The sequence below is a fragment of the Zhongshania sp. genome, from assembly GCF_041584495.1.
In the GTDB taxonomy this organism is placed as follows: Bacteria; Pseudomonadota; Gammaproteobacteria; order Pseudomonadales; family Spongiibacteraceae; genus Spongiibacter.
The window spans coordinates 47,230-58,174 of the sequence record NZ_JBFHDY010000010.1 but is presented as its reverse complement, the minus strand read 5'-3'; the positions used below and the strand labels follow the sequence as shown (position 1 = coordinate 58,174).

Annotated in this window: 10 protein-coding genes; 9 read left to right on the top strand and 1 reads right to left on the bottom strand. The window is 52.9% G+C overall.

Going from position 1 to position 10,945, the window contains the following annotated elements:
* Positions 1-318 precede the first annotated feature (318 nt).
* The 9 genes from map (at position 319) to ABYP33_RS03415 (ending at position 9,489) form a co-directional block, all read left to right on the top strand.
* Positions 319-1,116, top strand: a complete 798-nt coding sequence (map, locus tag ABYP33_RS03455; protein WP_373088447.1) for a type I methionyl aminopeptidase — start codon at positions 319-321, stop codon at positions 1,114-1,116.
* The gene (locus ABYP33_RS03450) at positions 1,113-3,782 is read left to right on the top strand and encodes a [protein-PII] uridylyltransferase (protein ID WP_373088444.1); all 2,670 of its coding nucleotides are present in this window, start codon (positions 1,113-1,115) and stop codon (positions 3,780-3,782) included. Before map ends, ABYP33_RS03450 begins: the two co-directional genes overlap by 4 nt.
* The gene (dapC, locus tag ABYP33_RS03445; RefSeq protein WP_373088441.1) at positions 3,779-4,984 is read left to right on the top strand and encodes a succinyldiaminopimelate transaminase; all 1,206 of its coding nucleotides are present in this window, start codon (positions 3,779-3,781) and stop codon (positions 4,982-4,984) included. The genes ABYP33_RS03450 and dapC overlap by 4 nt, the downstream gene beginning before the upstream one ends.
* Positions 4,978-5,631, top strand: coding sequence for an endonuclease III (nth, locus tag ABYP33_RS03440; RefSeq protein WP_373088438.1), 654 nt, complete (start codon positions 4,978-4,980; stop codon positions 5,629-5,631). Before dapC ends, nth begins: the two co-directional genes overlap by 7 nt.
* Before the next feature lie 88 nt (positions 5,632-5,719).
* Positions 5,720-6,079, top strand: a complete 360-nt coding sequence (locus ABYP33_RS03435) for an ArsC family reductase (protein ID WP_373088435.1) — start codon at positions 5,720-5,722, stop codon at positions 6,077-6,079.
* Positions 6,080-6,099: 20 nt separating this feature from the next.
* Entirely contained in the window at positions 6,100-7,137 is a 1,038-nt protein-coding gene (dapD, locus tag ABYP33_RS03430; RefSeq protein ID WP_373088432.1) for a 2,3,4,5-tetrahydropyridine-2,6-dicarboxylate N-succinyltransferase, read from the top strand.
* Positions 7,138-7,303: 166 nt separating this feature from the next.
* A complete protein-coding gene (locus ABYP33_RS03425) occupies positions 7,304-7,837 on the top strand; it encodes a glutathione S-transferase family protein (RefSeq protein WP_373088429.1) in 534 nt (177 codons plus the stop codon).
* A 134-nt stretch (positions 7,838-7,971) separates the two neighbouring features.
* A complete protein-coding gene (locus ABYP33_RS03420) occupies positions 7,972-8,658 on the top strand; it encodes a TetR/AcrR family transcriptional regulator (RefSeq protein ID WP_373088426.1) in 687 nt (228 codons plus the stop codon).
* A 66-nt stretch (positions 8,659-8,724) separates the two neighbouring features.
* Entirely contained in the window at positions 8,725-9,489 is a 765-nt protein-coding gene (locus tag ABYP33_RS03415; protein ID WP_373088424.1) for an SDR family oxidoreductase, read from the top strand.
* A 42-nt stretch (positions 9,490-9,531) separates the two neighbouring features.
* On the opposite strand, the gene ABYP33_RS03410 is transcribed toward ABYP33_RS03415, so the two are convergent.
* Positions 9,532-10,905, bottom strand: a complete 1,374-nt coding sequence (locus ABYP33_RS03410; RefSeq protein ID WP_373088421.1) for a DsbA family protein — start codon at positions 10,903-10,905, stop codon at positions 9,532-9,534.
* Positions 10,906-10,945: the final 40 nt, after the last annotated feature.

The window sequence follows — 10,945 nt, the reverse complement described above, 5'->3', positions numbered from 1 at the left end:
TTGCAGCATTTCACGCATGCTTATATGTGACATGATTTTTCCTTAATTAACATCGGGTTACAAACTTGCAGAGACCCCGTAAGCCAACCCCAGCTTTACTGGAGCACCCGGGATTACGTGTCGGTTTCTGCGCGTCATTTAACCAATTACAGCAGACACCATAATTGGGGCGCGTATTTATACCACAGAGCCCTCACCACATAAAGCCAAAACCGCCTTTGACGCTAAAATTCCCCGCCACCTTCGCCACACTATAAGCGATGGTTTACAATACCGTGCTTTGATCGCCTGACACTTGCGTATATCGGTACTCTATTTATGAATGTAAGCATTAAAACCCCCGAACAAATTGCTGCCATGCGCATTGCTGGCCGCCTTGCTGCAGATGTCCTTGAAATGATTACCCCCTACGTAAAGCCAGGCATCAGTACCGGCGAGCTTGACCAAATCTGTCACGACTATATTGTCAATATTCAGGGCGCCATTCCCGCACCACTAAATTACAACGGTTTTCCCAAGTCAGTTTGTACCTCGCTGAACGAGGTCATCTGTCACGGCATACCGTCAGACAACAAGGTAATAAAGGATGGCGACATCCTGAATATCGACGTCACCGTTATTAAAGACGGTTGGCACGGCGACACCAATCGCATGTTTTATGTTGGCAATGTGCCCGAGCACGCCAAACGCCTGTGCGTTGTAGCGCAAGAATGCTTATACCAAGCCATTGAAATCGTTCGCCCCGGCTGCAAGCTGAGTGATATCGGCACTGTTATTGCCAAGCACGCCCGCGGCAAACACTACAGCGTGGTCGAAGAGTACTGCGGTCACGGCATTGGCTTGGTCTTTCACGAAGACCCGCAGGTTTTGCATTATGGCGAGGGCTATAACCGTCGCAATGATCTGGTATTAAAGGAAGGCATGACCTTCACCATCGAACCGATGATCAATGCGGGCAAAAAACACACCAAGCTCAATATGAAAGACGGCTGGACAGTGACCACCAAAGACCGCCGTCTTTCAGCCCAATGGGAACACACCATGGCGGTGACCAGCGATGGTGTAGAAGTATTAACTGCCCGGCCCGACGAACCTTTTTACCAGGAGTCCAAATGAGCAATTTGGTTCTACCGGAAGCCCAGCTCCTAAGCCAGAAAGACCCCAGCACCAACAAACCCATTAAGGTCTATAAAACCTACCTAAAAGAATTAGCCAAAGACCTCAAAGAACGCTTTGAAGTCAAGGAGAGCATTCGCGAACTCGTGGCGCTGCGCTCTGCCCGCATCGACGCCCTACTGCAAAACATTTGGGCCAGCTATCAATGGCAGAATGACATCAGTCTAATCGCGGTTGGCGGCTATGGTCGGGGTGAACTACACCCCTACTCCGATATCGATTTACTGATTCTGACCACGGATGACGCCGCTGACTACCGCGACAATATTGAAAGCTTAATCACCCTCCTGTGGGATATTAATCTTGAGATCGGCCACAGCGTCAGAACCATTAGCCAGTGCTGCAAGACCGCCGCCGAAGACATTACCGTTGTCACCAATTTAATGGAGTCGCGCCCGCTGGCCGGTAACGACGCCCTGCACACTGAGTTAATGGCGCTGGTTGGACCCGATCAAATTTGGCCGAGCAGCGAATTCTTCCGCGCCAAGTGGGATGAACAAATCCATCGCCATCGCAAATTCGCAAATTCAGAATACAATCTGGAACCCAATGTCAAAAGCTCTCCCGGCGGCCTGCGCGACATCCAGATGATTGGCTGGGTAGTAAAGCGGCACTTTGGCGCCCAGTCCATTGACGAATTATTAGAGCGCCAATTCCTCAGCCAAGACGAATTAGACACACTAAAAGAAGGACAAGATTACTTATGGCGCGTTCGCTTTGCACTGCACCTCCTTGGTGGTCGCGAAGAAGACCGTCTCTTATTTGACCACCAGCGTACACTGGCGGAATCCTTTGGGTTTACCGACGGCAATGGCAAGCTCGCCGTTGAACAGTTTATGCAGCAGTACTATCGCTGGGCCATGCATCTTGGTGAGCTTAACGACGTTCTCATGCAGCACTTTGATGAGACCATACTGCGCGCCTGCGAGGCCGAAACCGTACTCGAGATAAACCCGCGTTTCCGCATTCGCAACGGTCATATAGAAGTCGCTAACGACAAAGTCTTTGACAAAACGCCCTCGGCACTCATGGAAATCTTTGTGCTGATGGCAAATCACGAAGGTATTGACGGCGTGAGGGCCAGCACCATTCGGCTCATTCGTAAGTCCCGCCACTTAATAGACGACCGTTTCCGCGCAGATCCGAAGAACAAACGCTATTTTCTGGAATTACTGCGCTCCCCCAATCGGGTCGCCCTGAATTTACGGCGCATGAAACGCTTCCGCATTCTCGGCAAGTTTATTCCGGCCTTTGCCCACATCGTCGGCCAGATGCAACACGACCTCTTTCACATATACTCTGTCGACGCCCACACCCTAGAGCTAATCAAAAATATTAGCCGCTTCCGCTACCCCAGCATGGTCGCGCAGTACCCCATGGCCTGCCGAATAATGCAGCGCCTACCAAAGCACGAGCTACTGTATCTCGCGGGCTTGTTTCACGACATCGCCAAAGGCCGTGGCGGCGACCACTCCAGCCTCGGCGCGGTAGATGCCAGAGCGTTTTGTGAATCTATTGGCCTTAACAAACGCGACGGTAATTTAGTCGCGTGGTTAGTCGAAAAACACCTCGAGATGTCCTCGGTCTCCCAGCGCAAAGATATTCAAGACCCCGAAGTCATTCGCGATTTCGCCCTCACCATGGGCGACATTCAGCACTTGGATTATCTGTTCTGCCTTACCGTAGCCGATATAAACGCCACCAATCCCACCCTGTGGACGTCCTGGCGCGCCTCGCTAATGCGTCAGCTCTACGCCGAAACCCGGCGTGCACTGCGCCGTGGCTTAGAAACTCCCATCGACAAACAAGAGTGGATTGACGAAACCCAAGCGGGCGCCATCGAAAAGCTCGAAGACTACGGCTTCACCGAAACAGAAATCCGGACCCTGTGGGCCGACACCGGCGAAGACTATTTTATTCGCGAGCAGATCGACGATATCGTTTGGCACACCCGTGCCATTGCTCAGCGCACCAAACCCAGTGCGAGCGTAGTACTAGTCAAAGAAGGCGGCTTGCTCGACCACGAGGGTGCCACCCAAATCTTTGTGCACACCCAGGCCAGGCTTGGCCTCTTTGCCCTGCTCGCAGAGGCGCTAGAGCAACTCGACCTCAGCATTCAAGATGCACGTATTTACAATAGTGGCACCGGCTACACTCTCGATACCTTTTATGTACTCGGCGCCGATGGCGAATCCATTGGCGACAATCCCAGCCGGATCGCTCACATTATTGAGTTCATGCAGGAACACTTAGAATACCCCGAGCGGTTCCCCGCCACCACTGAGCGCCGTACACCCCGGCAAATGCGTTTGTTCTCAATACCCACACGCACCAGTATGGCCACCGATCTCAACAAAGGTCACACAGTGCTCGAAGTCATCACCCCCGATAGACCGGGGTTACTGGCGCGTTTGGCGCGAATATTCAATCAGTACAGTATTCGCCTGCAAAACGCCAAAATCGCCACCCTCGGCGAACGCGTTGAAGACGTATTTTTTATTACCGACGAAAACCAGCGCCCCATTGATGACCCCAAGCTCTGCGAAGAAATTCAGCAGGCCATTTGCCGGGAACTGGACGAAAAAGCGAGTAGCAAGCCCCTATGAACCCCAATTTAACGGCTCTGCAAGCCTACCCCTTTGAAAAACTACGCGCCTTATTTGCCGACATACGCACTCCTGCACTGGCCCATATTGCACTGTCTATTGGCGAGCCCAAGCACGCCTCGCCAGATTTTGTCGCCAATGCCATTAAGGACAATATCGACAAGCTCAGCAACTACCCCACCACCAAAGGCATTCCCGAGCTAAGGCAAGCCATTGCCCATTGGGCAACTCAACGCTTTAGCTTAAACAAGCTCGACCCAGAGACTGAAATACTGCCAGTTAATGGCACCCGCGAAGCGCTATTTTCCTTTGCCCAAACCGTGGTTGCGGCCACTCCCAATGCACTCGTGTGCAGCCCCAACCCCTTCTATCAAATTTATGAAGGCGCGGCATTGCTGGCCGGCGCCCAACCCGAATTCCTAGCCTGTCGCGCAGATAACAATTTTATCCCAGACTTTGCCGCAGTCAGCCCCGACGTGTGGCAGCGCTGCCAACTGCTTTTTATCTGCACGCCGGGCAATCCCAGCGGTGCCGTAATGAGCAGCGCGCAATTAAAAGCGCTTATCGCGCTGGCCGATCAATACGACTTTGTGATTGCCAGCGATGAATGCTATTCAGAACTGTATTTTGACGAAGCTAGTCCGCCTCCCGGCCTACTGCAAGCCTGCGCCGAACTTGATCGCAATGACTACCAGCGCTGCGTGGTCTTTCACAGCCTGTCAAAGCGCTCTAACCTGCCGGGTTTACGCTCTGGTTTTGTGGCGGGCGACGCCAATATTCTCAAAGACTTCTTGCTCTACCGCACCTACCACGGCTGCGCGATGCCAGTTCAGCACCAATTGGCCAGTGTTGCCGCGTGGAACGACGAAGCTCACGTTAAAGCCAACCGCGACCTCTATCGTCAGAAATTTGCCGAGGTACTGGCTATTCTGGACGGCTGCTTAGATGTTCGTCAGCCCGATGCCTCATTCTATTTGTGGGCCAAAACCCCGATCAGCGACACCGATTTCGCCAAGGGCCTATTCGAACAACAGCATGTCACGGTATTGCCCGGCAGCTATTTATCTCGCGACGTCGACGGCTACAATCCCGGTGCTAACTACGTGCGTATGGCGCTGGTGGCTGAGGCCGCCCAATGCGCAGAGGCCGCCCACCGCGTAAAAGCCTATGTACACAGCTTAAAAGAGCGTGGCGCATGTTAAAGAAAGAACGGGCCGCATTTATTGAAAAACGCCTGCAAGAACTGTATCCAGAACAGCTTATTCCACTAGACCACAAAGACCCCTACACCCTCTTGGTTGCGGTTTTGTTGTCAGCCCAGTGTACCGATGCGCGGGTAAACCAAATTACCCCCGCGCTATTTGAATTGGCCGACAACCCCTTTGATATGGCCGCGCAGAATGTGGAAGTTATCCGCCAAATTATTCGCCCCTGCGGCTTATCACCACAAAAATCTAGCGCCATAAAACGCCTGTCAGAAATTCTGATCGAGAAGTTTAACGGCGTTGTTCCCCAAGATATGGCCGCACTGGAAACCCTGCCCGGCGTCGGTCACAAAACCGCCAGCGTGGTAATGTCCCAAGCCTTTGGCGTGCCCGCCTTCGCCGTCGACACTCATATTCACCGCTTGGCCCAGCGCTGGGGCCTGACAAACGGCAAAAACGTGGTGCAAACGGAGAAAGACCTCAAATCCCTCTTCCCCAAGGAAAAGTGGAACTCGCTACACCTGCAAATTATTTTTTATGGCCGCGAATACTGCAGCGCCAGAGGCTGCGACGGCACGGTGTGCGAGATATGCACCACCTTGTACCCCAAGCGCAAAAAGCCGCCAACAGTGTACAAACCTTAGTAGACGACATGGCGCCGTGAACCACCGGCCAGAATTTGTTATCCTTAGCGGCTGAATTTTTCAGCCCACATGCAACAAGAGCAGAACCATGAGCACCACACTCTACGGCATTAAAAATTGCGATACTGTGCGCGCCGCGCGCCGCTGGCTAGAGACCCACAACGTCGACTTTAGCTTTCAAGATGTTCGCGACACCCCGTTAACAGCAGCACAGCTAAAAACCTGGCTGCAAGCATTGGGCGTAGACGCGCTAGTCAATAAACGCAGCACCACATGGAAACAACTCAGCCCCGCGCAACGCGATGGGTTAAACCCAGACACAGCTAATACCCTACTTTTGGAACACCCGACGCTAATGAAACGCCCCCTGCTCGACACCGGCAGCGAGCTACACCTCGGCTTTAAGGCCGAGCATTATCAGTCACTGTTCACTCATCACACCCTTTAAGCCATTTAAGAGACCTTACAATGACTCAAGCACACTTCGCACTCGGCCTCGGCCTCGGCACCCAAAATCGCAAAGGCGAGTGGCTAGATACCTTCTATGCCCGGCCCGTACTCGCCCCAGCCGCCAAAATGGTCGATGCCATCCTCAGCGTTATTGAGCCTGTCGAAGGCAATACCGCCAGCGCAGTAACAAAAGACCAAATGGCGCAGATCGCTGAAGCCCTGAAGGCTGCAGGCAACAAAGACCAAGCGGAACTCGCGGTGCAGTTGGCCAGCGGCAGCCAACCCTTAGTCGTTACCCTGCTCGCCACCGACGACGCGCCGAGCTCAGTACCTGAAGGCTATTTAAAACTGCATTTGCTGTCACACCGCTTAGTAAAGCCTCACAGCATTAACCTTACCGGCCTCTTCGGCGCACTGCCCAATGTGGCGTGGACCAATAAGGGCGCGGTTGATATCAGCGAGCTCAAGAGCCGTCAGCTCGATGCACGCCTTCGCGGTGAAATGCTCGAAGTGATGTCGGTAGACAAATTCCCCAAGATGACAAACTACGTTGTGCCAAGTGGCGTGCGCATTGCCCACACCGCGCGGGTTCGCCTCGGCGCCTACCTCGGTGAAGGCACCACCATTATGCACGAGGGCTTCGTCAACTTTAACGCGGGCACCGAAGGGCCGGGGATGATTGAAGGCCGGATTTCCGCAGGCGTGATGGTTGGCTCGGGTTCCGACCTCGGCGGCGGCTGCTCCACCATGGGCACCTTGTCTGGCGGCAATAATATTATTATCTCGGTAGGCAAAGAATGCCTCATCGGCGCCAATGCTGGCGTTGGCATTCCGCTGGGTGATCGCTGCACCATTGAAGCTGGCCTGTACATCACTGCCGGATCGGTACTCACCATCATCGACGCCGATGGCGCGGTTGCTGGCACGACGAAGGCGCGCGAATTATCGGGCCAGTCTGACTTACTGTTCCGTCGCAACTCTAAAAATGGCGCGGTTGAAGTGTTAACCAATAAATCCGCTATCGCCCTCAACGAGATGCTTCACGCGCACAACTAAGCGCGGATCACTGTGCTCTAGCGCCCCTTGGCGCTAGAGCTAGCCTTGCCAACTACTCGCCATAGCCCATCGCATCGTTTAAGCGCATTTTGCTGCGCACAAATATGCCATTGCCACGCCCCACCTCGTTACCGTCACTATCATAAACAACCGCCTCAACAATAAATTGCGACTTAGTGCGATTAACAACTTTGCCCACGGATCTCAAACGACCTTCATCACCGAGCGCGAACAGAAAAAGCCGGAATTTTTAGCGATTAATCCTAACGGGCGAATTCCCGCCATTATCGACCGCGACTTGGGCGACTTTCCGATTTTTGAATCCGGTGCAATTATGATTCACCTCGCCGAAAAGGCGGGACGCTTACTGCCAACAGACGCTAAAGGCCGTGCAATGGTCATGCAATGGCTTATATTTCAAATGGGCGGTGTAGGACCAATGATGGGCCAAGCCAATGTGTTTTTTCGCTATTTTCCTGCAAAAATACCTGCTGCAATTGATCGCTACCAAAATGAAAGTCGCCGCTTATTCGAGGTATTAGACAAGCGCCTCGGCGAAAGCCAATGGCTTGCCAAAGATTACTCGGTTGCCGATATCACCAATTGGTGCTGGGTGCGCACTCACAAATGGCCTGGGATATCTGTCAGGGCGCTGGCTAAATGCCATGCGCGAGCAGCCCGGCATGTAAAAGGGCATTGATGTGCCGTTTAGTCTCGATAATTTATTAGAAGACAAAGACGCCCAGAAGAAATTTACTGACAATGCAACTAAGCTCTTGCAAAAATAGCGACGCGGCAAACTAGTGGTGTATCCTAGTCAAATAGACAGTAACAATGCCACTAGTTACAATGCCCTATATTCAAAGCCAGCGTTGTAATACAGCGTCGCCTATCGCGGCTCCAACAATCATACTCGCTAAGCTATTAATTATGCCTAAAGACGCAACAACTGTAGAAAGTGATGGCCGCCGTCAACGCACCGAGCGCAGCCGCAGCGCCATCATTAATGCCGCTCTCGAACTAATCGAAGAAGGCCTACTGATCGCGACGGCTCAACAAATTGCCGACCGTGCCAACATCGGCATTCGTACCTTTTTTCGCCACTTTGAAGACATGGGCGCCCTCGCTCAAGCGGTTGATGAAAGTATTCGCGGGCAATACGAAGCGGCCATGCTCGACGCCGACCGCAGCGGCACGTTTGAGGAGCGCATTCTGCACGCAGTGGAGCGTCACGCCGACGTTTACGAGCAAAATTACAATATAATCTTAGCGACGACTGCACAGCGCTGGCGCCTTGAAGTATTGCAGAAAAACTACGCCCGGGTGCAAAAAGGCCTGCGCAAAGATCTTGATAACTGGCTGCCCGAACTCAAGACCATCGCCTCGTCACAGCGCGAAGCCATAGATGCTATTGCCTCTTTTGAGATGTGGCACCGGCTTAGAGAACATCAGGGCCTAAGCGTCAAAACCTGTATAGAGATAATTAACGGCCTGCTACTAAAACTGACCCAAAGCGCTTAAACACCTCGACTACCCCTATTTGCTCGTCAGGTGTAAACCCTCATCGCAAAACAAGGATAATATAATATGAGCACTAATCTGTTTGATTTAACTGGAAGCGTGGCGCTGGTTACCGGCGCAAGCCGTGGCATCGGCGAAGCCATTGCCCGACTTTTGGCCGAGCAAGGTGCCCATGTTATTGTCTCTAGCCGCAAAATTGACGACTGCCGCACTGTCGCCAATAGTATTATTGCAGCTGGCCACAGCGCTGAAGCCCTAGCCTGTCACGTGGGTGATATGCAGCAAATTGCCGACGCTTTTGCAGCCATTCGCACACAACATGGCAAACTCGATATTTTAGTGAACAATGCGGCTGCCAACCCTTATTTCGGCGACGTGCTCGATACCGACTTGGCGGCTTACAATAAAACGGTGGACGTAAATATACGCGGCTATTTCTTTATGAGCGTCGAAGGCGGCAAAATCATGCGCGATAGCGGCGGTGGCGTCATTATTAACACCGCCTCGGTCAACGCGCTACAGCCCGGTGATATGCAGGGCATTTACTCTATTACCAAGGCCTCCGTGGTCAATATGACCAAGACCTTTGCTAAAGAATGCGCGAAACACAATATCCGCTGCAACGCGATATTGCCTGGTTTAACAAAAACCAAGTTCGCCAGCGCACTTTTTACTCACGATAAAATATACAAAGCCGCCATGGAAAAAATTCCCATGCGTCGCCACGCCGAACCTCAAGAAATGGCCGGCACCGTGCTGTATTTGGCGTCCAACGCCAGCAGCTATACCACGGGCGAATGCATTGTTGTCGACGGTGGTCTAACGCTTTAAACAAGCAAGGGATTCGCCGCGCCGTGACAAGCGCGGCGAAGCTCAGCCAGCCTCGAGCAAGCGCTGAATTTCGCGGCCAAATAGCCAAAGCCGATCCTGCCCCCACAGCGCCAACACTTGCTCACCGTTTTTATTTAACAAACGAAAACTCGGCACGCCCCATAAACCAGCGTCGTACATAGCCAGTCGATTTTGTTCGACCATCGCTTCCCAGCGCGTATCCACTAATTGCTCCTTAGCCACCTGCCAGTCCAATCCCGCCTGCTCAACAACCTCCTGCAAACCACTCAATTTATTCGTATTCACCCCTTCCGCAAAGGCCAAACGCAAAACGCTGGAGAGCAGAGCATTGCCCTTACCCTGCTCACACGCCCAGGGGTAGATTGCATAACAGCGCCGCACTGGGTCACCAATAGGGTCGTAAATAGGGCCGAATGGCACGCCGCTCGCCCGCGCCTCACGACTGCAATCAGTCATAATATAAGCCCCCTTGACTCGCGTTGCCGGAACACCGCGCATGACCATTGGCAATACCGGCCGCACTACAAGCTTAACGCCACTGTCTGCGGCCAGTTTTAGTGCCCGATCAAAGATGATGGCGGTATAAGGGCTGCGCAAAGAGGGGTAAATTTCAAAGGTCAGCGAGCCATTATCTTTTAGCTCGCCGATTTCTACCGCTTTACGTGGTGCTAACAGCGCGGCATCTGGCTGCTTATCGACGCCGAGCGTCGCCAGTCGGGCTTCTAAATGGTAGAGACGGTCAACACCCCAATACCACTCCTTGCCATAGTAAAACATCGCGCCGGAATAATGACCGAGCACAGCGCGTTGCGCATTACCCTGCTGAATACGCGCCGCGGTGACTTCAGGGTTTGCAGCGCCTAGCCTCTCAGCAAGGGCGGCCAGCGTCGTCTGATCGTGATTCCATAGCGGTGTGCTCACCTCAACGAGGCAATCAATAAATCCCTGCGCAGTTTGCCTAGCCAGTATCGCCTGCGCTTGATCCACAAGGGCCTTAGGCGGCTGGGTGCTGCCATGGGGAAAATGCAAACCGTAGTGTGGCCCAATGTGAATCGCATCTTGCCGAGCAAGGTCACTCAGCAATTGGGGCTCAGGGGCATTTGCGTCTTGTGACGCGGATACCAAATGGCAGACCACCGTCACGTCGTAGCGCTTACTGATTGCCGACAATAGCTGCGCGCTGAGGTGGCTGTAGCCATCATCAACTTGATGAAAATATTCCACAATATGTGGAGAGCCAGCGCTATGACGACGACGCTCAAATTTAGCGCGCAGTTTAGCTTGGTAGCGCAAACTCGCAAGCCTTGACATAAACAGTGTTGAGGTCAGCCAGCGATATAGTCGGCTCGGTTCAGAGCTTGATATGCCGCCCTGATTTTTAAAATTTTCAGGCATGGTCGACCTCTTTCATCCACTGTCACTTTATAGCGCGACA

Excerpts from the sequence above, each read along its gene's own strand:
- dapC (WP_373088441.1), top strand. The coding sequence starts at position 3,779 with ATGAACCCCAATTTAACGGCTCTGCAAGCCTACCCCTTTGAAAAACTA.
- ABYP33_RS03450 (WP_373088444.1), top strand. The coding sequence starts at position 1,113 with ATGAGCAATTTGGTTCTACCGGAAGCCCAGCTCCTAAGCCAGAAAGAC.
- ABYP33_RS03435 (WP_373088435.1), top strand. The coding sequence starts at position 5,720 with ATGAGCACCACACTCTACGGCATTAAAAATTGCGATACTGTGCGCGCC.
- dapD (WP_373088432.1), top strand. The coding sequence starts at position 6,100 with ATGACTCAAGCACACTTCGCACTCGGCCTCGGCCTCGGCACCCAAAAT.
- ABYP33_RS03410 (WP_373088421.1), bottom strand. The coding sequence starts at position 10,905 with ATGCCTGAAAATTTTAAAAATCAGGGCGGCATATCAAGCTCTGAACCG.
- ABYP33_RS03420 (WP_373088426.1), top strand. The coding sequence starts at position 7,972 with ATGCCACTAGTTACAATGCCCTATATTCAAAGCCAGCGTTGTAATACA.
- nth (WP_373088438.1), top strand. The coding sequence starts at position 4,978 with ATGTTAAAGAAAGAACGGGCCGCATTTATTGAAAAACGCCTGCAAGAA.
- map (WP_373088447.1), top strand. The coding sequence starts at position 319 with ATGAATGTAAGCATTAAAACCCCCGAACAAATTGCTGCCATGCGCATT.
- ABYP33_RS03415 (WP_373088424.1), top strand. The coding sequence starts at position 8,725 with ATGAGCACTAATCTGTTTGATTTAACTGGAAGCGTGGCGCTGGTTACC.